Here is a 22,870-nt window from a genome sequence, read left to right on the forward strand (position 1 = left end):
GAATCTCTGCGACAAATCACTCTGCCACAACCCATGCACAGAGAACGGGCGTAATACATGGATTTCGCATTGACCGAGGACCAGGCAACAATCCGGGACGCCGTCGCCGACCTCGCCGGCAAGTTCGATGATCGATACTGGGACGAAAAGGACGCCGCACACGAGTTTCCCCATGAGTTCTACCAGGCGTTCGCGGCAGGAGGATGGCTCGGAATCACCATTCCCGAGGAGTACGGCGGCCACGGATACGGCATCACCGAAGCCTCGATCCTGTTGGAGCAGGTCGCTGCCTCGGGCGCCGGGATGAACGGCGCGAGTTCGATGCACCTGTCGATCTTCGGAATGCATCCAGTGATCGTCCACGGCAGCGACGAGCTCAAGCAGCGCACGCTGCCCCGGATCGCCAGCGGCGATTTGCACGTGTGCTTCGGCGTGACGGAGCCCGGCGCCGGACTCGACACCACCAAGATCACCACGTTCGCGCGGCGGGAGGGCGACCATTACCTCGTCAACGGCCGCAAGGTGTGGATCTCCAAGGCGATGGAGTCGGAGAAGATCCTGCTCCTGACCCGAACACAGAGGTTCGACGAGTCGTCCCGCAAGACCGACGGGATGACGCTCTTTCTCACCGATCTCGACCGCTCGAAGGTCGACATCCGCCCTATCCGCAAGATGGGACGCAATGCGGTCACGTCCAACGAGCTGTTCATCGACAACCTCGAGGTGCCCATCGAGGATCGAGTCGGCGAGGAGGGCGAGGGGTTCCGCTACATCCTCGACGGCCTCAACCCCGAACGAATGCTCGTCGCCGCCGAGGCACTCGGCATCGGACGAGCGGCCCTGCGGACGGCCGTGAAATACGGCAACGAACGCGAGGTTTTCGGCCGCCACATCGGCAAGAACCAAGGCATCCAGTTTCCACTGGCGGAATCATTGGCGCGCCTCGATGCCGCCGAGCTGATGTTGCGTAAAGCGACGTGGCTCTATGACAACGGGATGCCCTGCGCCCGCGAGGCCAATATCGCCAAGTATCTGTGCGCCGACGCCGGGTTCGAGGCCGCTGACCGTGCGCTGCAAACCCACGGCGGCATGGGGTACTCCGAGGAGTATCACGTGGCCAGGTACTTCCGGGAAGCACGCCTGACCCGGATTGCACCGATCAGCCAGGAAATGATCCTCAACTACCTCGGATCGCATGTCCTCGGCCTACCGCGAAGCTACTGAAAACTCCTGTCACGCGGCCGTCATGACGGCCGATCACCCAGCGAAAGGAACAGGCCGGCATGGCTGGACTCTGGTTCGACGACCTGGCCATCGGTGATACATTCGACCACCCGATCCGCCGCACGGTCACTGAGACAGACAACGTGCTGTTCACCGCGATGACCCACAATCCGGCCCAACTGCACCTCGACGAGCAGTACATGGAGTCGTCGCAGTTCGGGACGCGCATCGTCAACAGCGCTTTCACCCTCGGACTCATGGTGGGCATCTCGGTCGGAGACACAACCCTGGGTACCGCGGTCGCCAACCTCGGGTGGGACGAAGTCCGCTTTCCCGCTCCGGTGTTCCACGGCGACACGATTCGAGTGACGACCGAGGTCATCGACCTCCGGGATTCGCGGTCACGCCCCGACCAGGGCATCGTGACTTTCCTGCATCGCGCGTTCAACCAGAACGACGAACTGGTGGCGTCGTGCAAACGCACCGGTCTGCAGCGGCGGCGGCCCCGATGACCGAGGCCGTGACACCACCAACAGCACCCGATACACCTCTGCGATCGCTTCTCTTCGTTCCCGGCGACGACGAGAAGAAGCTGGCAAAAGCTTCGAAGTCCGACGCCGACGCGCTGATCATCGACCTGGAGGACTCGGTCAGCGCGAGCCACAAAGAAGCCGCGCGCGACATCACCTCGACACACCTGCAGCGAAACGCCGGCCCTGAGAGCCCGGCACTGTGGGTGCGGGTGAATCCGTTGAGCACCTCACTCGCTCTGAACGACCTCGCCGCGATAGTGCGCTACGCCCCAGCCGGGATCATGCTCCCCAAAATCGACGGTCCCGAAGACCTCACCACACTCACCCACCACCTCGATGCCCTCGAAGCGGCATACGGACTTGCCCGAGGATCGGTCAAGATCATCCCGGTGGTCACGGAGACCCCCACCGCCGTGCTCCGGCTCGGCGAGCTCCGGCACGCGGAACTGGATCGGGTGTATGGATTCACCTGGGGCGCCGAGGACCTCAGTGCCTCGCTCGGGGCCGCGACCAACCGGGGGCCCGACCGCCGGTGGGCAGACGCGTATCGCCTGGCCAGGTCGGCCACACTGCTCGCTGCGGCAGCAGCAGGCGTCCACGCCATCGAGACCCTTTACGTCGACATCGCCGACCTCGAGGGCCTGGCGATCGACTCCCGCGATGCTCGCGCCGAAGGCTTCACCGCCCGCATCGCGATCCACCCCGCCCAAGTCGGTCCTATCAACGACGCCTTCACCCCGTCGGAGTCCGAACTCGAGCAAGCCCGGCGTGTGATCGAGGCGTTCGGCACCGGTGATACCGGGGTTGTGGCACTCGATGGCCGGATGTTGGATGCACCCCATTTACGACAGGCACGTCATATCTTGTCGGGGGCGCGCAGCGCCGGGAATGGACGGACGAGTGGCCGTAGGTAAGCGCACCGCCGCCAACGACGGGCAACCATCGCTACCTCGACGTCCCAACCGTCGACGACATGTCCTGGACGCTCGGTCGACTCCGAGGCCATCGAGCAGCTCCTGCTCGCCGCTGCGATCAACCCCGGTGAGGAATCATCCGCAGGGTAGTCCGGGCGATCTTTGGATTTCCCTGCACTGAAAGGAACACGCGTGGCAGGTGTAACCGTCCCTCCTGGGCTCCGGGTCTCCCTCCCCCGATTTGCGGAATCTCAGCGCGACGCACTGGAGAACGTTCTCGAAGTCGTGACCGACCCTGGTAAGTACGAGATCCAATCTGACGAAGTCCTCGTCCGTGTCCGTGCCAGCAGTGTCACGTTCGCAGATCTGCTGATGCTCAGCGGCCAGTACCAGCACAAGCCCCGCACGCCCTTCACCCCCGGGATGGAGTACAGCGGCGAGGTCGTCGCCGTGGGCGGTGCCGCCGCGGCGGAGTTCGCCGTCGGCGATCGCGTGGTCAACGACTTCACGCAGGCGGGTCCTCGAAGCACCGGTGCGTACCAGGTAAACGGCGGCTGGGCGACCTATGCGGTCGCTCCTGCCGGCGCACTCCACAAGATCCCGGACACGTTCTCCTACGAGCAGGGCGCGAACCTGTTCGTCAACTACGAAACCGCCTACTACGCGCTGGTCAACCGCGCCCGGCTACAAGCCGGTGAGGTCGTCCTCATCACCGGCGCATCCGGCGCAGCCGGCATGGCGACGATCCAGACAGCGAAAATTCTGGGCGCGAAGGTCATCGTGACCGGCCGTTCCGAGGACAAGCTCCGAACGCTGCACGACTGGGGCGCCGACTCGACCATCCATACGCCCGGGTCAGACCCGGGCCGCTTCCGCGACCAGGTCAAGGAGCTCACTGGCGGCGTCGGCGCAGACGTCGTCATCGACACCGTGGGCGGCCCCACCGGCCTGGAGGCGATGCGGTCGCTCGCCTTCGGCGGACGGCTGGTCATCGTGGGCTGGGCTGCCAACACGACCGTCGCTCAGGGAGGCGGCCGCGGGGGCTCGGACGGAGCCAACACGCTCCCGACGAACATCATGCAGATGAAAGGTCTGCATGTAATGGGGTCACCGATGGTGATCCATACCTTCCGCGACCCCTCGATCCGCCCCCCACGCACCGCTGCCATCCTGGACTGGGTCGCACAGGGCCTAGTGACTCCCTTCGTGTCCCATCGATATCCACTCGCTCGCATTCGGGACGCTGGTCTCGCTCGGCTGGCCGGTGATGTGACGGGCGGCTGCGTGGTCGAGCCGTGAGCCACAGCGGGACCAAGCAGTGACCCCTCCGGGCACGCCTAGGGGACACCGGTTGCCAAGGGATACCGTGTCTCCTGAGGCTGGGCCACCGCCGACCACCTCCACACCGACCTGCCCGAGCAAGCCCCGCGCAACGCCCTCCACCAACGCGGGACTGCCCAGGCTGGGTTGGACAGGGCTGCGAAGGTGCGAGGGAGAACGCGCGTTTGAGCTTGCGGTTGCGGGTTCTGGGGTGCTCGTCGTTGATACTGGCGCAGGATCGGACGTCGGTCGCGACGGGGCGGAGGTTTGAACGCCGAGGCGTCGCCGATTTCGAGGAGGATGCGGCCGGCGGTCCTCACTCCGGTGCCGGGTGAGAGTCGGGACCCGGGGAACAGTGGTGCGCGTCGAGGATTCCGCTGCGCCAGCAACGTTTCCGGCTCTCCGCGAGCCGGGGTAGCACGGTGTCGGCAGCCGCGGTGCCTGGAACGTCGAAAGTCTGCGCATCCAGTGCGGCGAGGTGGGTGCTCGACCGGCCCGTGCGGGCCGCGTACGTGGCGATCGAGAACAGCTTGCGGCGGCTGGTTTTACGAGTTCCAGCCGGGCCGCCGAAGCGCGGGAGATTTCCAGCACCGCCGGGTGGGGCACTTTGGGGCCGAAGACACGCTCGTGTGCGGGGTGCGTGCCGGTGAGCAGGGCCAGGGACGCGACCGCCGCCACCGCACAGTGCGGCCGCGCCGTGCGGTGGCCTTCGGCTCCAGCGGCGGTGCCCTCTTCAAGCGCGGGCCTTCGCGAAGCTGATTTCCCACCAGGCCCTCGAGATTCCGACACGAAACCACTCGAACGCCCGGCGGACTCACTGAGCGGTCTCCCCCGTTCGAGAGTGATCACAGTTGCGATACTCGGAACGCGCGCGGAGCACAACGGCCGCATGGTGGAGCACTGCTGCCCGCTGAACCGCCGGGGTGCGACACCAGATCCGGAACGACGAGCCCGCGGCCGAGCGCATCGTCCAGATCCTTCGTGCTGAAGCGTGGCGTGGGGCGAGTATCCCGTCGGTCGCGGGGTCGACTCGATCGCCCGCGGTCCCGGCACCGGCATCCCGACACTCGCCCGCGATGACGAGCTGTCAGATCGCCGCGAAAGGCAGCTACTTGATGAGGAAACCGGCGTCGACCGGCAATGCCACGCCGGTCACGTACCGCGCGTCGTCGGTCGCGAGCCACGCGACGGCGCTACTCACGTCCGATGCCTCGATGACCGGGATCGGCATCTGGTTGGCCAGCACCCCGGCTGCGTCCGGGTCCTCGGCGAGCCATTCCTGGACGACGTCGTTGTTCACCATCGGAGTGTTCACCCCGGTCGGTGCCACCGCGTTGACCCGGATGCGCTTCGGCGCGAGCCAGAATGACCAGGTCTTCATGAGACCGAGGACGCCGTGCTTCGAAGCGGTGTATCCGTCCTGTGCACCGCTCCCGTTGCCGCCTCGCCCGCTGAGCCCTTGGGTTGAACTGGTGAGGATGATCGAGCCGCCTTCGCCCTGCTCGATGAGCTGATCAACGCCGGCGTGCACGGTGTTGTACACACCGGTCAGGTTGACCGCGACGGTGTCGAGGAACGTCTGATACTGATCGCTCTCACGCACGGACTGCGGAGCGATGCCAGCGTTGGCCACGATGACGTCGAGCCGACCGAGCTGAGAGATCCCTTCGGCAACCGCACGGTTGACCGCATCCGCATCCCGCACGTCGGTCTGGCTGTGGACGATCTTCCGGCCGGTCGCTTCCACTGCCGCCACGGTCTCACGGAGGTCTTCCGGCGTGGCCAGCGGATAGTGAACAGTATCGATTTGTTCACACAGGTCGAGGGCGATGATGTCGGCGCCTTCCTCAGCGAGGCGGACCGCGTGGCTCCGCCCCTGCCCCCGTGCCGCGCCGGTCACCAGCGCCACTTTTCCTGCCAACTTGTGACTCATGTGAATTTCCTTCCAATTCTTCTTCTCACCAGCGTTCGCAGCCCGCAAGGGAGGTAAGGGGGATTGCCGGGGCGCTGGTTGGCCTTCACAGCGACTCCGGCGTCCATGGGCAGAGGTGTTCCCGTGATCTGCCGGGCGGACTCAGCCCCAGTCACTGTCCGATCGCGGTCGCGGCGGAAGGCTGGACGCTCTGCCGCCGCTCGGTATTCACTTCGTGCGCCACGCTTGGTGCGAAACGTCTGTTCGCTACGCGGTCGCTGCTTGCCAGATCAGGACATGGCGAAGCCGGGATAGTCGTTCGCCGACTCCTTGAGAAGCGCGTCGCGATAGCGCTTGACACCACCGAGGTAGAAAAGCGGCGCGTGTGCCTTCCCGGGGATGTTGTCGCCCAGGAAGTAGTTGTTCCGGCCCTTCGCCACCACGGTGTCATTCAGGATTTCCGTCAGCGTGTCGCGCCACTCGTCCGATGCCTCTGCCGACGCGTCGCTCACCGTGAGATCCCGGTCGCGCATATATCCGATGAGGTTGGCGATCCACTCGGACGCGTCCTCAATGACGACCGGCGCGTTCGCGAACGGCACGTGGGGCCCCAAGATCATGAAAAGGTTCGGAAAGTCGTTGACGGCTACCCCGAGATAGGTGGAAGGACCGTCCTTCCACTTGTCTGCGATCGACACCCCTCCGCGCCCACGGATGTCCATTCGGGTGATCGCGCCGGTCGCGGCGTCGAATCCGGTCGCGAAGATGATCACGTCGGCCTCATGCACCTGCTCGCCGACCTTGACTCCGGTCTCGGTGATCTCCGAGATCGGCTCTTGACTCACATCGACGAGTGAGACGTTGTCCCGGTTGAAGGTCTCGTAGTAGAAGTGCCCGAGGGGCGGACGCTTCCCACAGAACGGGTAGTCCTTGGGACACAACAGTTCAGCAGTGGCCTCGTCCTTGACGATGGTACGGATCTTGTTCCTGATGAACTCGGAGACCACCTCGTTGGTGCGCTCGTCGGTGAACACGTCATCGAACGTCTCGAACACAAAATGGAAACCACCGATCTCCCATCCCCGTTCGAGGATGAGTTGCATCTCCTCCGAGGTGACATCATCGAATGTCCGCCCGGCCAGGCCGAGGTCGAACCCGAAGACCTGCTCCCGGGCCCGCTTCCAGATATCGGGATAACGTTCACGGATACTCGCACGCTCGTTCTCGTGAAGAGTCGCGTTGCGTGCCGGTATGACGTAGTTGGGGGTGCGCTGGAAAACGGTCACGTGGGCAGCGGTATGAGCAATCGTCGGGATGAGCTGGACGGCGCTCGCGCCGGTTCCGATCACCGCCACCCGCTTACCCGACAGATCGACGTCATCCTCCGGCCAGCGGGCCGTCATGTACCACTCGCCCCGGAAGTCGTCGACCCCTTTGAAATCAGGCTTGTACGCCGCCGAGAGCGGTCCGGTCGCGCTGACGACGAAGCGTGTGGTGACCTCTTCGCCACTGTCGGTGGTGACGACCCACAGCTCGCGCTCATCGTCGTAACGGGCAGAGGCCACACGGGTGCCGAGTGTCACCTGATCGCGGAGGCCGAACCTGTCGGCGACGTGATTGAGGTAGGCGTATATCTCGTGCTGGGGGGTGTATCGCTCGTTCCAGGTCCAATCGTTCTGGAGCTCTTCGGAGAACGAGTAGGCAAAGATCCACGATTGGCTGTCGGTCCGGGCACCCGGGTACCGATTCCAGTACCACACACCCCCGATCTCCGGCGCTTCGTCGAAGCATCGGGCCGAAAGACCTTGCTGCCGTAGATCATAGAGGTGACGCAAGCCCGCGAAGCCGGCTCCGATCACGACCACATCCACATCGACCGCCTGGCTTCGATTTTCCGCGACCGCGGACTTGCCTTCGGCAGCGACCATTGTGACGTCCTTTCCACATGCCTGGGTGCCGCGCTCGTGCAGCTGTTCGGGATTTCCGAGGCCGGTTGGGCTCACATGCCCTGCACCCCTGGGAGACAAGCGTCGGCGGGTCCACACCGAGTCGATCTGTTCGTATATACGTTGTTTAACGTCTTGTATACGGACAGCAGGGAGACTACGACATGGTCTGCGTCACGTCAACTCGGTCGGTCCGAGTCTGATCGGCATAGCCGGCAAGGAAGCTCAACGACAACGCCAAAGGCCGGAACCGTGGGTGCCTGCCCTGATAGCCGATGCTCCGGGCATCGAGGCGACAGGCGGGTCGGGGTAGTCCTGAACCGAGAGTGATCAGAGTGGTTTCCTTGGTGCACCCGCGCGCAGCGAGGCCGCGTTCGACGCTCGGCGTGAACGCGGCGGCACCCGGGGGAACACGCGGTCAAGTCCATACCGGCCGCGAGGGCGGAGAACACGGCGATCGCGTGGTCTCCCGCGTTACCGATCCTTATCGATTACCTCAGGCTTGAACAACCCGATAATCCCGCGTTGGGACAAGCCTTCGAAGGTACGGACGACTCCGTTGACGAGCCGGGGTGCTGTCGCAGCGGCCAGCGCTTGGAGCGACGCGGTTGAGGATGCCTTCCCTCTATCGGCAGCGGATCGGGGCGACATGATCCAGAGGACACACCTACCGCCCCCACTCCTATTCTCGGCCGACGCTCGCTCTTGCTGCGGTGTCGCGGGTTTCGCGGATGATCTCGTCGATGTTGCCGGAGATCCGGGAGATGGGTCCGGCGACGGTGATGACGGCGGAGACTCGTTCGTTGTCGAAGACGGGGGCAGAGACAGCCTGCAGGTCAGGAAGGGTCTCGCCCGCGTTGACGGCGTAGCCGTCAACGCGGACTTTTTCGAGTTCCTCGAGCACTTGGGAGCGTTTGGCGACGGTGGGAATGTGGCGATTGAGGTATTTTTCGCGGTATTTTTCCGGCGCGTGGGCGAGGAAGCATTTCCCGGCACTGGTGGGATACAGGGGTCGTCGCACTCCGAGGACGGGAGTGTACCGGACGACGTGTGAGGATTCGATGGCCTCGGTATATATGACATAGTCGCCGGCCGACATCACCAATGTCACCGTCTCGTCGAATTCCAGATGAAGTGCTTCCATCGCGGCGCGTACACGCTGGTCCTGGGCGGACGGATTGATCAACAATGCCCGGACGGCGTTGCCCAAGGTGTAGCGACCGTCTTCGGCGACTTGCAGGTACCCGGTGGAGACAAGCCCGTGCACAAGTCCGTGAATCGACGAGCGGGGCGCGTCGAGCTCGTTGACGAGGTCCGCCAGCCTGACACTGCTCTCGGATCGTGCAACGAATTCCAGAATTCCGGTTACTCGTGACACGGTCCGGTGCTCCTGCGAACCACTTGAAGTCGGCCCCGTCATTGTCTTCCTGTCCTGTGCTGTGTTCTACCGCGCCCGACCAACTGAGCACCATGCCATCGAGTGGCATCGTACCGGTCTCCGGCTCGGAGAACGCTTCACCGGCCCCACCGAAGCGCGGTCAACGAGCCGACCCCCGCGACTGGACGCCAGCCGGGTGAAGTCGGTGTTCGCGAGCGACCTGTGTACCACACCTGATCAGCGTTTCGAGACCGAGGGCCAACCAGCACAAGACCCAGGTGAACGTTGCCGAGGACACTTGACCCGGCACAAGTCGTCGGCCTATCGTCCTCAGATGTTCATATATAAGACACACCAGTTCGCATACCGGAACCGGGAGGGCTAGCCCCCGGTGCATCACTTCGCACCACCCACCAAGTCCTGGCCACATACACAGCCCGACAGGGCCGTCCGCCGCGTCCGCCAACTCCGAGAGGGTTCACCATGAGCGCATCTGATCACTTGCGGGCTCAGCTGTTCATCGCCGGACAGTGGCGGGACGGCGGCGCGGGTACCGTCAACGATCTCATCAATCCTGCCACCGATGAGGTACTGGGAAGCACACCGCGCGCCAGCGTCCAGGATCTTGACGACGCCGCGAACGCTGCCGACAAAGCCTTCCGCGGATGGTCACGCACCAGCGCCGTCGAGCGGTCCGCCATCCTGAACAAAACCGCCGCACTGCTGCGTGAGCGCACCGAATCCATCGCTCGCGAGCTGACCAGGGAACAGGGCAAGCCGCTGGCAGAAGCCGAGCTGGAAGTCGCCCTCAGCGCCGAAACCTTTGAATGGTTCGCAGCCGAGGCCTTGCGCTCCTACGGGCGCACCATGCCCGCACGATTTTCCGGTCAGCGCCAAATGGTGATCAATCAGCCGCTGGGACCCGTGCTCGCCCTCACACCGTGGAACTTTCCGATCCTGCTGCCCGCCCGCAAGATCGCCGCCGCCCTCGCCGCGGGGTGCACCGTTATCAGCAAACCCGCAGAAGAAACCCCCAGCCCTACCGTGGCCATCGCGCGAGCTCTGCACGACGCCGGCCTTCCCGCCGGAGCCCTCAACGTCGTCCTCGGTGTGCCTTCGGAGATTTCTCGCCACCTCATTGCCGCGAAGGCGATCCGTAAGATCAGCTTCACCGGATCCACTACAGTAGGACGGCACCTCGCCGGACTCGCAGCGCAGTATGCCAAGCCCAGCACCATGGAACTGGGCGGCCACGCACCAGTCGTCATCTTTGCCGACGCCGACCTCGATAAAACCGTCGCCGCCTGCGTCGCCGGAAAGACCCGCAACGCCGGTCAGGTCTGCACCTCCCCCACCCGTTTCATCGTCCACGAATCCATCCGTGATGAGTTCGTGGCCCGCTTCGGCCAGGCCATGTCCGAACTCAAAGTCGGCGAAGGCCTGGATCCCGGCGTGCAGATGGGTCCATTGGCCAACAGTCGTCGCCTCGTCGCAGTCGGCGAACTCGTCGATGACGCCGCAGCACAGGGAGCTGAGATCGTCACCGGCGGCAACCGCATCGGTACCACCGGCAACTTCTTCCAGCCCACCCTGATCGCCGATGCGCCCATCACCGCCCGAGCCATGAACGAAGAGCCATTCGGCCCCGTCGCCCTGGTCAACTCCTTCACTGATGTGGAAGACGCACTCGCCCAGGCGCATCGCCTGGACGTGGGACTGGCCGGATACGTCTTCACACAGTCCGCCGACACCGCCATGGCCATGGGCGAAGAACTGCAGGCCGGCGGCATCGGCATCAACTCCTTCTCCGTCTCCAGCATCGAAGCCCCCTTTGGTGGCCTCAAGGACAGCGGATACGGCTACGAGGGCGGATACGAAGGCCTCGATGGATACCAGCACCACAAGTACATCAATCACGTCGCGTGAGAATCCACCTGCCCGCACCCTCCGATCAATAGCTCTTCGAAGGACGAGATGACCGCCTACCGTACTCGGTCCATTCAGCTCCACGACTTCGGTACCCCGCCGACGCTGACACAGCACGAAATCGACGCCCCGACCGGATCCGAAGTCCTCGTTCGAGTCACCGGAGCGGGGGTGTGCCACAGCGATCTGCATCTGCAGGACGGCTACTACGACCTCGGTGGCGGCGAGCACCTCTCGTTCAGACAACGGGTCACCTTCCCGGTGACACCGGGCCATGAAATCTCCGGCGTCGTCGTGGCGCGTGGAGAAGACGCCACCGGCGCAACGATCGGACAGAACGTCCTTGTATGCCCATGGGTGGGTTGCGGTGATTGTCCGCGATGCGTTCGCGGGTACGAAAACCTTTGCAGCAATTCCCGTTTTCTTGGAGTCAACCGTGACGGTGGATACGCCGAGCATGTGCTCGTGCCCCACTCGCGCTACCTCATCGACCTCGGAGACCTCGACCCTGCCCGGGCCGCCCCGCTGACCTGCTCTGGGCTGACCACCTACAGTGCGATCGGAAAGTTCGGCAGCGAACTCGACGAGGAGCCACTGGTGATCTTCGGTGCGGGCGGGCTCGGACTGATGGCCGTGGGTCTGCTCGCCGTCATGGGCAAGGCCCGTCCCGTCGTCGTCGAGATCGACCCCGAACGCCGGTCCGCCGCCCTTGCGGCGGGAGCGCGGGCGGCGATCGACCCAACGGACAGGGACGCCGATGAGCAGATCCGAGCCGCCGTCGGTGGGCCGGTGCTGGCGATTCTCGACGTCGTTGGAGCCGGAGCAACGTTCGCCCAGTCTTACCGGCTGATCGAAAAGGGAGGCCGCATTGTGATCGCCGGCCTACTCGGCGGAGACACCCGAGTGCAGGTACCGCTCATACCAATGCGCTCAATCAGCATCGAAGGTTCCTATATCGGGAAACTCGATGAACTGCGTGAGCTCGTTACCCTCGTCCGCACCCACGGACTTCCCGACATCCCGGTACACACCCGCGAATTGCACGAAGCCCCCCAAGCCATGGACGAGCTTCGCTCGGGTTCTGTGGTCGGGCGATTCGTGCTCGTGCCCTAGGACGTGTCTGACAATGATGGTGGTTGTTGACTGGGATGCTGCCGGGTGTGTCGCGGTTTCAGTTGCTGGCCCTGGCCATCATGTTCTCGGGTGAGCCAATGAGATCACCGGCAGGGCAGGGTATTTCAGCTGTTGCTCAAGGGAGGGTCGCGACAATCTCCGCGACCTTGCCGGGCATCGACAGGAATGGCGCGTGTGAGCACTCCAGCTCGACCACGCGCGTCGGGTTGGCCGGGAACGCCTCGTCGGCCTGAGTGATGAACAGTCGTTGCAAGGCGAGCGGGATCGTGCGGTCCTGGCTGCACGTCACGAAGGTGCGGCCGATCGACCCCCAGCCGCTCTGGGTGAGGGTGGTGCTCTCGGTGGCCATCGCGGTCGGCGCGTCGCAACTGAGGAGCGCGGTGGCGGCCGCGGCGACGTGTTCGTCGACATCGCCGTAGAAGGCTTGTCGGATGCCGGCGCGGAGCCGGGGGTCGTCGGTGCCGGTGTCCACGCGCATCGCGCCGATGGCCAGCGGGTCACCGGCGAGCAGGGGCATGAACTGGCTTTCCCGTGCTTCCGGCAGCGATGGGTAGGCAATGCACGGCACACCCGATGCGGGCATGTACGCGGTCAGGTACACCAGGTGGGCCATGAGCTGCGGTGCCTGCTCAGCCGCACGGGTCAGCACGGCGCCGCCCATGCTGTGCGCGACGACGGTCACCGGGGCCCCGTGACCGACCCGGGTGATCTGCTCTATCAGCAGGTCGGCGGCCGCGTCGAGACCCGCCTCGGCGATCGGCGACGGTTCGCTGGCGAACGCGGCCGAGTCGAAGGGACGTACGTTCGCCGCGTGCGGCAGGCGGGCGCGAAGGCCGTGACCGGCCACGTCGACCGCGACTGCGATCCGGCCGCTCGCCGCGAGCTCGAGCACGACTTCGCTCCAGCACCACGATCCGTGGTAAAAGCCGTGAACCAGAACGAGAGGACTGGGTGAACCGGTCATCGCTTCCTCCTTGAAGCCGTAAGCGGCCCGCTTGTGTCGATTGACCGATCGACACTGTAGCCGCGATCGTCCGGCGGTCAAGAGCACCGTGGTGGGCGGCTACCGCGCGGACCGCGCACCCAGCACGGTCATGACGATCTCGACGTAGCGATCGATGAGTTCGGATCGCGTGAGGGGCCCGCTCGGGGCGAACCATTCGCGGACGCCGTTGAGCATGTCGAGCACAGCCATGGTCGTGATGGAGACGTCCCGGACGCTGAACTCTCCGCTGCGGCAGCCTTCCTCGATGGTGTCCCGCACCGCGTCGTGGTAGGCGGACTGCAGTTTGATGCCCTGTTCCTTCTGCTTCGGGTTGAGCGCGTACCGGATGGGGTTGCCGACGAGGAGCTCGGGGCGGCGGTCATCGCTGATCTCGATGTGCAGGCAGACCGCCCGCCGGATGCGCTCGGTCGGACTCAACGCGGGGTCGCGGAGTACCGGGACGGTTGCGTCGACGAAGTCGGTCATGAACCGCGAGACGATGGCGTGCAGCACGTCCTGCTTGTTCGCGAAATGGTGGTACATCGTCGACGACGAGATGTCCACCGCGTCCGCGATGTCCCGGATCGACGTGGCCGCGTAGCCCCGTTCGTAGAAGAGCCGACTGGCCTCTTCGAGGATCCGCCCCCGCAGCACGGGTCCGTTGTCGAGCGACTTCTTCCTGGCCATGCACGTGCCCTCCTGCGAACATCAAGGTCGCCGATGGTAATCGAAACCAGTCGTATGCCGACCGGCTGATCGACACATCGGCGAAACCCCTTGACCGCCCGGCGGATGCCGTCCTAGTGTCGTGTCGATCGTGCGATCGACACCAGCCTGATGACAAGGGTGTGACGGATGGCAGAGTGGGGTTCGGCATGGTCGACGACGCCTTCCGTGGGTAGCCGCGTGGTGGTCACCGGTGCCGCCGGTGGTCTCGGTCGCGAGCTCACCTCAGTGCTGGCCGGCCTCGACGTCACCGTGGCCGGGATCGACCGGCCCGGCACGACGGGCACGTCGGGCGTGCCGCTCATCGAAGCCGATCTCACCGACGACGCCGCCGCGCGGCACGCTGTCGAGGAGGCCGCGGACCTGCTCGGCGGGATCGACGCCCTGGTCGGCGGCGCGGGAATCGTGGACACGATCCATCGGGCGGACACCTTCCCGTTGGCGGCCTTCCGGGCCGATGTCGAGGCGAACCTCCTGGCGCAGTTCGTCGTGGCGCAGGCCGCGTATCCCGCGTTGAAGGCGGCGGGAACGTCGTCGCTGGTCTTCCTGTCCTCGATCGCCGCGCAGGACGGTTTGCCCGGCCAGGCGTCCTACGCGGCCGCGAAGGCGGGTGTGCTCGGCCTGACCAGAAGTCTGGCGGCCGAGTGGGTTTCGGACGGGATCCGGGTGAACGCGGTCGCGCCCGGGCTGTTCGCGACCCCGAAAGTGCTCGCGATGCCGGCCTCGGCACGGGACAGGCTGCTCGCCTCGGTGCCGCTGAAACGGGTCGCCACCCTGGGCGAGGTGGTCGGCTCGGTCCTGTATCTGCTTTCCCCGGCCGCCGGCTACACGACCGGCCAGATCCTGCGCCTCGACGGAGGCGCCGGCCTGACCCTCGGCGGGTTCTACCGCTGATCCCTTCTCGGTCTTCAGAATCAGGAGTTGCGGGTGTACTGCATCGGGGTGGACATCGGTGGCACATTCACCGACTGCGTACTCGTCGACCAGAACGGCAACCACCACACCGGAAAAGGATCGTCCACAAAGGACGATCCGGTGTCCGGCGTGCTGACCGGGCCCGGTCGGCTCGCCGACGCCGAGGGGCTCGACCTGTCCACTCTGCTGACGCGGACCAGCCGGTTCGGTCACGACACGAACGCCGTGCTCGAGCGAGCGGGTGCCCGGGTGGGCCTGGTCACGACGGCCGGTCACGAGGACGCCCTGCGGATCATGCGTGGGTCGGGCCGGGTGCCGGGCGCGGTTCTCGAACGGCCCGTGCGGGAGCCGGGACCCGAGCGCTACCGCGAGTACCTGTGCCCGGCCACGGGCCACCGGATCGAGACCGAAATCCTGCGGGACGGCGACGAGGCCCTGCGCGACAGGATCCTTGAAGGGCGGCGGTGATGGCAACACGCAACCTGGCGGCGAAGTTCGTCGAAGTCGCGGGCGTCCACGGCACGCGGGAGGCGCTGGTGGACGGGCCCGTGCGGATCACCCACCAGGACGCCCTGCGCCGCGCCGCCGTCGTCGCGGCCAGGCTCCTGACCCGGGGGGTCGCGCCGGGCGATCGCGTCGCGATCCTGTTGCCCAACTGCTGGCAGTACGCGATCGGCTACTGCGGCGCACAACTTGCCGGGGCGATCGTCGTGCTCGTGAACACCCGGCTGGCCGAGCCGGAACTCGAACACATCCTCACCGACAGCGGTGCCACGGTGATCGTCACGAATGGCACCCTCGCGGCCCGCGTGCCGACGGCGTTCGCCGACCGGATCGTCACCACGGACGTTCTCCTGGCCGAGGCCGGTACCGGAGAAGAGGTCGATCCGGGCACGCTGCCGGGGCACGCTCGTACCCTGGACGACACGGCGCACCTGCTCTACACGTCGGGGACGACCGGCCGCCCCAAGGGGGCCATGCACACGCACGCGAACCTGCTGTTCAACGCGGGGACCGTGCAGGAGCGGCTCGGGGCGGCTGTGGGCGAGCGGACGTTGATCGCGGCGCCGATGTTCCACGCGACCGGGACCGTCTCCCAGTTCCTCGGCTTCTTCACCGCGGGGGCGTGCTGCGTGTTCACCCCCGCGTTCAAGGCCGAGACCGCGGTGGAGCTGGTGACCAGCGAACGGATCACGTTCTTCGCAGGAGTCGCCGCGATGCTCCGGCTCATCCTGCTCAAGGCCGAGGACACCGCCTCCGACCTGTCCGCGTTGCGCCTGTTCGTCATGGGCGGCTCCGCGGTGCCCGAGGCGTTCCCCGCCGAGGTTTCCCGGCGACTGCCCGGGCTCGAACTCGGCAACGTGTGGGGACTGACGGAGGCGACCTCGATCGTCACCTACACCCAAGGCGAGGAGTACCTCTCCCACACCGCAACCGTCGGGAAGCCGGTCGCCGGGGTCGAAGTCGCGATTTCCGTCGAGGGCGGCCGGCCGCGGGATGTCCGAGACACCGTCGGCGAGCTGTGTGTCCGGGGGCCCGTGGTCGTCGGCGGTTACTGGAACAACCCGGACGCCACCGCCTCGACGTTCGTCGACGGCTGGCTGCACACCGGAGACGTGGGCAGCGTCGACGCCGACGGTTTCGTGCGTGTCCTCGACCGGCTGAAGGACATGATCATCCGGGGTGGTGAGAACATCTACAGCCTCGAGGTGGAAACCGTCCTCGCCGCCCACCCGGACGTGGCCGAGGTGGCCGTCGTCGGGGTACCCGACCCGATCTTCGACGAGCGGGTGTGTGCGGTCGTCGTGGCACGGCCAGGCCACACGCCGACCGTGGAGTCGTTGCGCGCCCATGCCGCCGCTTCGCTCGCCGACTACAAGGTGCCCGCCGAAATCCGCTTCGCCAGTGAACTTCCCCGCAACCCGTCCGGGAAGGTCCTCAAACGCCGGCTCATCGAGGGTTCGGCGCCCACAGAAGGAGCTCGATGACCTCCGCAGCCGAGGCGACCGGGGCCAGGATCGAGGTGCCGGCCGTCAACCACGTCGATGTGGTGATCGTCGGCGCCGGGTTCAGCGGGCTCGGTGTCGCGGCGCTGCTCGACAAGGCCGGTGTGCGTTCCATCCGGATCCTCGAAGCCGCCGACGACGTCGGCGGGGCCTGGCGGGACAACAGCTATCCCGGCTGTGGCTGCGACATCCCCTCGCCGCTGTACTCCTACTCGTTCGACCAGAAACCGGACTGGACCCGGCTGTTCGCCGGCCAGCCGGAGATCCTGGACTACCTGCGTGGCGTCGCCCGGCGTCGCGGTCTGATCGACCGCACCCGGTTCGGGCAGCGCGTGCAGCGGGCACGCTGGGTCGAAGCGGACGGCCGCTGGGAGATCCTGACCTCGACCGGGGACAGCTATCGCGCGCGGTTCCTGATCTGCGCGGTCGGGCCTCTGCACCATCCGGCCTATCCGGATCTGCCCGGCGTGGAGACCTTCGACGGCCCGGTGTTCCATTCGGCGACCTGGCGCCACGACGTGGATCTGACCGGTCAACGAGTCGCGGTCATCGGCACGGGTGCCAGCGCCATCCAGTTCGTGCCCGCGATCGTCGATCAGGTCGCCGCCCTGACGATCTTCCAGAGAACCCCGCCGTGGATCGTGCCGAAGGCGGACCGTCCTTTCGACGAGCGGCATCGCAGGCTGGCGCGCTGGGTGCCGCCCTACCGTTGGTGGGTGCGGGAGCGGCTGTTCTGGATCCACGAGAACCGAGCCGCGGGCTTCGTCACCGACCCGGCCGCGATGGAGAAGACCGCCGTACTCGCGCGTCGGCTGATCCAGAAGCAGGTGCCGGACCCGGAACTGCGCGAGATCGTGACCCCGGACTACACCATCGGCTGCAAACGTCTCCTGATCTCCAGCGACTGGTACCCCGCGTTGACGCGGCCGCACGTCGCCGTGCGCCGGGGCGGGGTCGCCGAGGTCCGGCCCCGCGCCATCGTCGGGGAGGACGGCGCGGAAACCACAGCCGATGTTCTCATCTACGGCACCGGCTTCGACTCCCAGAACACCGTTCGCATCGACATCGTCGGCCGCGACGGCCTCACCCTCGCGGAGGCCTGGAGCAAAGGGAACCAGGCCTACCTCGGCACCGTCGTCGCCGGGTTCCCGAACATGTTCCTCATGGTCGGGCCGAACACCGGACTGGGCCACAACTCGCAGGTGTTCATGATCGAGTCGCAGGCCCGCTACATCGTCGACAGCCTCCGCAAGCTCCGGCGACGGGGAGCCGAGTGCATGGAGGTCCGGCCCGAGGTGCAGGACTCGTTCAACGACTGGCTCGACTCCCGCATGGCCGGCACGGTGTGGCAGACCGGCGGCTGCCGCAGCTGGTACCAGGACCCCCGCTCCGGGCGCAACACCGTCCTGTGGCCCGACACGACGATCGCGTTCTGGCGTCGCACCAGGCGAGCCAGGATGTCGGACTATCGGGTGCGGACACCGCGGGGATCCCGTTCCGCCCGCAGGAGGCGGTCGCGGTCGTGACTGGCGCCGCGCCGGCCCACAAGCCGGCCGCTGCCGGAGCGCAGGCCGCCGTCATCACCGACCTCGGCCGCGCGGGGGCCGAGCGCGGGCTGTCCTTGTCCCCAGGCCGTCCGGACCGCGGTGATCGAGGGCCAGGACAGCGTCCTCGCCGCGGCAGGGAAGAGGCGCCTGCGGATCGCGACGACCTTCTACGAGGTCAACGGCGTCCAGCATGAGGGCCTGCCGAAGACCGGCAAGCGGCGCACCGTGCCGATCCCGGCCTCCCTGGTGCCCGAGCTGAAGCGAGTCATCGGCAACCGGCCGGACAACGAGCTGGTGTTCCGCACCGCACGAGGCCACTCCCTGCAGGCGAACAACTGTCGGGTGCGCGAGTTCAACGCGGCGGTCAAGGCAGCCAAGCTCAACGTGGAGGGACTGACCCCGCACAAACTCCGGCACAGCGCCGCCTCGCTCGCCATCGCGGCCGGAGCCGGTCTGAAGCCCGGGGAGGTGCTCAGGCCGTGGCGGCGAGTGCGTCTCCCCGCTGCCGGGCGAGGTGGTCCGCGGCCCTGGCCATCAGTGCGTCGAGGTGGTCGCGAGTGGTGAGCAGGGCGGAGATCTGCGCATCGATCCGCTCCCGCTCGTTTCGCATCACCTCCAGCGTCTCCACGGTGATGTCCTCCGAGGGGGTGTCGACGCACGGCAGCAGCGCGGCGATCGTCTCGCTCGACAGGCCTGCGTCGAACAGCTGGCGCAGCAAGCGCACACGGGCCACCGCGTCCGCGTTGTACAACCGATGTGCGCCCGTCGTCCGAGTGGAGGTCAGCAGGCCGCGCTGCTCGTAGTACCGGAGCGAGCGGATGCTGACGCCCGTGCGGGCGGACAGCTCGCCGATGCGCATCCTCGAATCCACTTCGGACACTATGACCTCCGCCACTTCTCATTGAACCTGACATACGTGTCAGATTCTAGCGTGCGATCGGAACCACCACAGGAAAGGACGCCATTGTGGACATCGTGGGATCGGTCGCCCTGGTCACCGGGGCGAACCGCGGCCTCGGCCGGGAGTTCGTCGAGCAGCTGAGGGAGCGGGGCGCCAAGAAGGTATACGCCGCCGCGCGCGACACCAGCACCATCACGACGCCGGGCGTCGTGCCCCTGGCGTTGGACCTGCTCGACCGGGAGAGCATCGAGCGGGCCGCCCAGCAGGCGGGGGACGTGACCCTGCTCGTCAACAACGCGGGCATCGCGACCGGCCAGAACCTCATCCGAGGCGATCTGGCCAAGGTGCGCCGGGAGATGGAAACCCACTTCTTCGGCACCTTGGCCGTCACCCGCGCCTTCGCCGACATCCTCGGCCGCAACGAGGGCGGGGCCATCATCAACGTCCTGTCGGTACTGTCCTGGTTCTCCTGGGGCGGGGCCACGTCGTACTCGGCCGCGAAGGCGGCGGAGTGGAGCCTGACCGCCGGCACGCGCGTCGAGCTCGCCGATCAGGGCACGCAGGTGCTGGGCGTGCACCTCGGCACCGCCGACACCGACATGACGAGCGACTACGACGGGGCCAAGCTCAAGCCGAGCGAAGTCGTCGGGGCCGCTCTCGACGGACTGGCGGACGGCGTCGTCGAAGTCCTGGTGGACGAGTGGAGCCGCACCGTCAAGGCGGGCCTCGCCCAGGACCCGGCCGAGTTCTACGCAGCGGCCCCCCGCCCAATCGAGAGGCAGACGACCGAGCCCCGGTGATCGACCTGGACCTGGCGACCGGCCCGGCCGGTCACGGCGCGGGGTGGCGGCGGCTTCGGTCGCGGCCACCCCGGGATCCGGTGGTCGGGCGTCATGAGCCTGGCCCGTCCGCGCACTGCCGCCTCGATCCGGCCTCTCGTCCTGCGCCTAGGCCCTCTTCGCCGGTTCCGGTGAAGAGGGCCCACCGGTCGATGATCACGAGCCTCAAGCGGTGGTCATGTCCGATCCGAACAACGCGGGCGGTGCGGGCGGAGTCTCAAGAAGCGCGCCTATCCTCGGGACCTGCTCGGCGATGCGCGCACTGTGCGCCTCGAACGCCTCGCTCGACTCGAATTCCATCAGGATCAGCACCGTCGGGTGATCGGCAGCACGCGTCAGGTGCGCCGAGTAGCGCAGGCACCCTGGTTCGGCGCGGATCTGCGTGGCCAGTTCGCCCAGCAGGTCGAGGAGCTCGCTCTCCCGGCCCGGCTTCGGGCGCATGGTCGACATCGTGACCACGGCCTCGGCGCGCGATCTGCCGTTCCGAAGCACGGCGATCGCCCGGCTGACGTCCCCCTGGTCGCGCAGCTGGATTTCCCGACCCGCCAGGCTTCCCGCCGATGCCGCGACAGCGACGTCGCCGACCTCGTCCGCGGTGACCCAGCCCGGGCCGGCGGCGGTCGCGGAACGGGTGCGGACAGGGCCGAGCACCAAGGCGAACACGCGGCGATCACCGCCGAGCTCGGCTGTCAGCACCCGCTGCATCATCAGCAGCGCCGACTGTTCCATGCTGACCAAGCCGGCGGTGGGCACCGGCGTCACCGCGGACTCGCCCACGACCACGCAGTAGGCACCCGAGGGACTCAGGTGCGGCACGCACGCCCGCATGACGGCCGCGTGCGCGGTCGCCAGCCCGACGAACGCCGTTTGCCAATCGGACTCATCGATCTCCCACAGACGGCGACCGGACCAGAAGCCGCCGATCGGGGCGACGACATCGTCGATGCCGCCGAGGTTGCGTGCCATCTCCGTGGCCAGTCCCTCGGCACCGGCGAAGGACGTGTAGTCGTGCACGACCAGGTGCAGGCGGGCCGTCGCGGCATCACCGAGCACCTTGCGGAACTCCTCCGCGCGCTGTTCGGTCCTGGTCGGCACGACCACGTCGGCGCCGGCGGCCAGGTACCTGCGGACCACACCTTCTCCCACTCCGCCGGTTCCGCCCGGGACCAGCACCCGTCTGCCGGACAGGTCGTGAACGTCGAGCTTGTGGTGGTTCGTGGACACCACGCGGCCTCCTCGGGTCAGGTCGTTGGGACTCCCAACGACCACCATTCGACCATACACCAACCGTTGGGAAGCCCAACGGATATGCTGGCGGGGTGGACGAGACGAATGACGGCACGCGAATCCCGGTCAGGCTGCAAGCGCTGGTCAGCTGGCAGGTGAGCAAGGTCTCGACGCTGGGCGCGCGGCTGTTCGCGAGGGGGTTGCCCCTGACTGCCCGGGCCGACTACGCGGTCCTGGCCGCGCTCGACGACCGCGGGCCGCTGAGCCAGGCCGACATCGGCCGTCTCCTGGGCATGGATCGCAACGACGTCAACGGCGTCGTCAACCGCCTCGACAAGACCGGCCGGATCCGGCGGGAGACCGATCCCGCCGACCGGCGTCGCAACATCGTGGTCCTGACGGACGCCGGCCTGACGTACCTGGCCGAGATCCAGCAGCACTCCGACGCCGTTCAGGACGAGCTGCTGAGCTCCTTGACCGCATCCGAACGCCGGCAGCTGCAGGCGTTGCTCACCAAGCTCCTGGACGGTCAGGCACAGCAACCGGCGTGACCCGGCACCGAACCGGACGCGATGCACGCCCGACTGCGAAGCCGCGCACGGCGGCGTAGGTGTCGGCGACGAAGGTCGCGGAGGGCTGCGGTGCGGTGGGCTTCGCTGAGCCAGACCGTGCGCGTAGAGGAACTCTTCGGCCAGGATCCGGACCAGCGAACGACACCGTTCCGACGCTCTCGCCGTCTGGAGCCTGGGCTACAACTACTCACCGACCGGAGCACCGCCGGAAGACTGGTCCAGCACTGCACTCTTTCCCTTGCTCCGCGAGCACGACATCCGCCTGGTCGACGCGAGTGTTCAGTTGACCGCACCAAGTGCCGTTGATCAAGGTGACGGCAATCCACAGTGGAGGAGCTCGGTATATGCCTGATCTGCGGATTCGGTGAGATCGAAGGCATCGATCACACCCTCTAGTGCTTGCGCGACAAGCGTGCCGACGCCCTCCGGCTGACCCGCATCACGCACCAGGTCAACCATTACCAGACCATCCGTGGCGGAAGGCAGGACGACCCAGTGCCTCAAACCGATCTCGGCACCACCGATGCCGCTGCTCGGCGGGAACGATGGTGAACGGTTGTTCAATCCCGATCCCGAGTAGACACTGCGGGACCAACCCTCGCGCAGCCAAACGGAAGGCGGCACCACGTGGCGACACTCTCGCCGTTGTCGACTCGATGCCGGCGTGTCCGCGTAGTGGGTGGGCTGGGCGGCGGCTGTCGAGGTTCATGCGAAGGGGCCGTTGAAGGCGAATTGGGCGAAGCGCTCTCCCACGCGCTGGTAGCCGGCGTCGTCGAGATGGAGCCCGTCGGGCGGTGGGAGTTCGGCGAAGTCCTGGTGGCCGTAGAGGGTGCGGCCGTCGAGGTAGTGGAGGTGGGGGTCGGCT

Annotated in this window: 21 protein-coding genes; 13 read left to right on the forward strand and 8 right to left on the reverse strand. The window is 66.5% G+C overall.

Annotation, left to right across the window (positions count from 1 at the left end):
* Nucleotides 1-69: 69 nt before the first annotated feature.
* The 4 genes from ABFX51_RS30965 to ABFX51_RS30980 all read left to right on the forward strand — a co-directional run bounded on the left by ABFX51_RS30965 (nt 70) and on the right by ABFX51_RS30980 (nt 3,970).
* Entirely contained in the window at nt 70-1,224 is a 1,155-nt protein-coding gene (locus ABFX51_RS30965; RefSeq protein ID WP_346055786.1) for an acyl-CoA dehydrogenase family protein, read from the forward strand.
* A gap of 59 nt (nt 1,225-1,283) precedes the next feature.
* Nucleotides 1,284-1,736, forward strand: coding sequence for a MaoC family dehydratase (locus tag ABFX51_RS30970; protein WP_346055787.1), 453 nt, complete (start codon nt 1,284-1,286; stop codon nt 1,734-1,736).
* Nucleotides 1,733-2,671, forward strand: a complete 939-nt coding sequence (locus ABFX51_RS30975) for an HpcH/HpaI aldolase/citrate lyase family protein (protein WP_346055788.1) — start codon at nt 1,733-1,735, stop codon at nt 2,669-2,671. Before ABFX51_RS30970 ends, ABFX51_RS30975 begins: the two co-directional genes overlap by 4 nt.
* A gap of 285 nt (nt 2,672-2,956) precedes the next feature.
* Entirely contained in the window at nt 2,957-3,970 is a 1,014-nt protein-coding gene (locus ABFX51_RS30980) for an NADPH:quinone oxidoreductase family protein (RefSeq protein ID WP_346055789.1), read from the forward strand.
* 1,129 nt (nt 3,971-5,099) lie between these two features.
* On the opposite strand, the gene ABFX51_RS30985 is transcribed toward ABFX51_RS30980, so the two are convergent.
* The 3 genes from ABFX51_RS30985 to ABFX51_RS30995 all read right to left on the reverse strand — a co-directional run bounded on the left by ABFX51_RS30985 (nt 5,100) and on the right by ABFX51_RS30995 (nt 9,227).
* Nucleotides 5,100-5,924, reverse strand: coding sequence for a mycofactocin-coupled SDR family oxidoreductase (locus ABFX51_RS30985; protein ID WP_346055790.1), 825 nt, complete (start codon nt 5,922-5,924; stop codon nt 5,100-5,102).
* Between the two features lie 269 nt (nt 5,925-6,193).
* On the reverse strand, nt 6,194-7,831 hold the full coding sequence (locus tag ABFX51_RS30990; protein ID WP_346055792.1) for a flavin-containing monooxygenase: 1,638 nt from the start codon (nt 7,829-7,831) through the stop codon (nt 6,194-6,196).
* Between the two features lie 700 nt (nt 7,832-8,531).
* Nucleotides 8,532-9,227 (reverse strand): IclR family transcriptional regulator, encoded by a 696-nt coding sequence (locus tag ABFX51_RS30995; protein ID WP_346055793.1) that lies wholly within the window; start codon nt 9,225-9,227, stop codon nt 8,532-8,534.
* Nucleotides 9,228-9,710: 483 nt separating this feature from the next.
* On the opposite strand from ABFX51_RS30995, the gene ABFX51_RS31000 reads away from it, so the two are divergent.
* The gene (locus ABFX51_RS31000; RefSeq protein WP_346055794.1) at nt 9,711-11,153 is read left to right on the forward strand and encodes an NAD-dependent succinate-semialdehyde dehydrogenase; all 1,443 of its coding nucleotides are present in this window, start codon (nt 9,711-9,713) and stop codon (nt 11,151-11,153) included.
* 48 nt (nt 11,154-11,201) lie between these two features.
* Nucleotides 11,202-12,266: an alcohol dehydrogenase gene (locus tag ABFX51_RS31005; protein WP_346055795.1), complete on the forward strand. Its 1,065-nt coding sequence runs from the start codon at nt 11,202-11,204 to the stop codon at nt 12,264-12,266.
* Between the two features lie 136 nt (nt 12,267-12,402).
* Here the strand turns inward: ABFX51_RS31005 and ABFX51_RS31010 are convergent, their stop codons facing one another.
* Nucleotides 12,403-13,251, reverse strand: coding sequence for an alpha/beta fold hydrolase (locus ABFX51_RS31010; RefSeq protein WP_346055797.1), 849 nt, complete (start codon nt 13,249-13,251; stop codon nt 12,403-12,405).
* A gap of 99 nt (nt 13,252-13,350) precedes the next feature.
* Complete coding sequence (locus tag ABFX51_RS31015) at nt 13,351-13,959, reverse strand: TetR/AcrR family transcriptional regulator (RefSeq protein WP_346055798.1); 609 nt, start codon at nt 13,957-13,959, stop codon at nt 13,351-13,353.
* A 168-nt stretch (nt 13,960-14,127) separates the two neighbouring features.
* Between ABFX51_RS31015 and ABFX51_RS31020 the strand changes: the two genes are divergently transcribed.
* The 5 genes from ABFX51_RS31020 to ABFX51_RS31040 all read left to right on the forward strand — a co-directional run bounded on the left by ABFX51_RS31020 (nt 14,128) and on the right by ABFX51_RS31040 (nt 19,030).
* Nucleotides 14,128-14,892, forward strand: coding sequence for an SDR family NAD(P)-dependent oxidoreductase (locus tag ABFX51_RS31020; protein ID WP_346055799.1), 765 nt, complete (start codon nt 14,128-14,130; stop codon nt 14,890-14,892).
* Between the two features lie 33 nt (nt 14,893-14,925).
* Nucleotides 14,926-15,381, forward strand: coding sequence for a hydantoinase/oxoprolinase N-terminal domain-containing protein (locus ABFX51_RS31025; RefSeq protein WP_346055800.1), 456 nt, complete (start codon nt 14,926-14,928; stop codon nt 15,379-15,381).
* A complete protein-coding gene (locus ABFX51_RS31030; RefSeq protein WP_346055801.1) occupies nt 15,381-16,901 on the forward strand; it encodes a class I adenylate-forming enzyme family protein in 1,521 nt (506 codons plus the stop codon). Before ABFX51_RS31025 ends, ABFX51_RS31030 begins: the two co-directional genes overlap by 1 nt.
* Nucleotides 16,898-18,445, forward strand: coding sequence for a flavin-containing monooxygenase (locus ABFX51_RS31035; protein ID WP_346055802.1), 1,548 nt, complete (start codon nt 16,898-16,900; stop codon nt 18,443-18,445). The genes ABFX51_RS31030 and ABFX51_RS31035 overlap by 4 nt, the downstream gene beginning before the upstream one ends.
* A 120-nt stretch (nt 18,446-18,565) precedes the next feature.
* Nucleotides 18,566-19,030 carry a tyrosine-type recombinase/integrase gene (locus ABFX51_RS31040; RefSeq protein ID WP_346055803.1) on the forward strand — a complete coding sequence of 155 codons (465 nt, stop codon included), beginning with the start codon at nt 18,566-18,568 and terminating at the stop codon, nt 19,028-19,030.
* Here the strand turns inward: ABFX51_RS31040 and ABFX51_RS31045 are convergent.
* Nucleotides 18,939-19,337, reverse strand: coding sequence for a MerR family transcriptional regulator (locus tag ABFX51_RS31045; protein WP_346055804.1), 399 nt, complete (start codon nt 19,335-19,337; stop codon nt 18,939-18,941). The two genes, ABFX51_RS31040 and ABFX51_RS31045, sit on opposite strands and share 92 nt — an antisense overlap.
* A gap of 95 nt (nt 19,338-19,432) precedes the next feature.
* On the opposite strand from ABFX51_RS31045, the gene ABFX51_RS31050 reads away from it, so the two are divergent.
* Nucleotides 19,433-20,167: an SDR family oxidoreductase gene (locus ABFX51_RS31050; RefSeq protein WP_346055805.1), complete on the forward strand. Its 735-nt coding sequence runs from the start codon at nt 19,433-19,435 to the stop codon at nt 20,165-20,167.
* A gap of 204 nt (nt 20,168-20,371) precedes the next feature.
* Here the strand turns inward: ABFX51_RS31050 and ABFX51_RS31055 are convergent, their stop codons facing one another.
* Complete coding sequence (locus ABFX51_RS31055; RefSeq protein ID WP_346055806.1) at nt 20,372-21,433, reverse strand: SDR family oxidoreductase; 1,062 nt, start codon at nt 21,431-21,433, stop codon at nt 20,372-20,374.
* Nucleotides 21,434-21,525: 92 nt separating this feature from the next.
* Between ABFX51_RS31055 and ABFX51_RS31060 the strand changes: the two genes are divergently transcribed.
* Nucleotides 21,526-21,984, forward strand: a complete 459-nt coding sequence (locus ABFX51_RS31060) for a MarR family winged helix-turn-helix transcriptional regulator (protein ID WP_346055807.1) — start codon at nt 21,526-21,528, stop codon at nt 21,982-21,984.
* Nucleotides 21,985-22,311: 327 nt separating this feature from the next.
* On the opposite strand, the gene ABFX51_RS31065 is transcribed toward ABFX51_RS31060, so the two are convergent.
* Nucleotides 22,312-22,632, reverse strand: a complete 321-nt coding sequence (locus ABFX51_RS31065; protein WP_346055808.1) for a hypothetical protein — start codon at nt 22,630-22,632, stop codon at nt 22,312-22,314.
* Nucleotides 22,633-22,870 lie beyond the last annotated feature (238 nt).

This window comes from Amycolatopsis dongchuanensis (assembly GCF_039542405.1).
GTDB classification, from domain to species: domain Bacteria; phylum Actinomycetota; class Actinomycetes; order Mycobacteriales; family Pseudonocardiaceae; genus Amycolatopsis_E; species Amycolatopsis_E sacchari.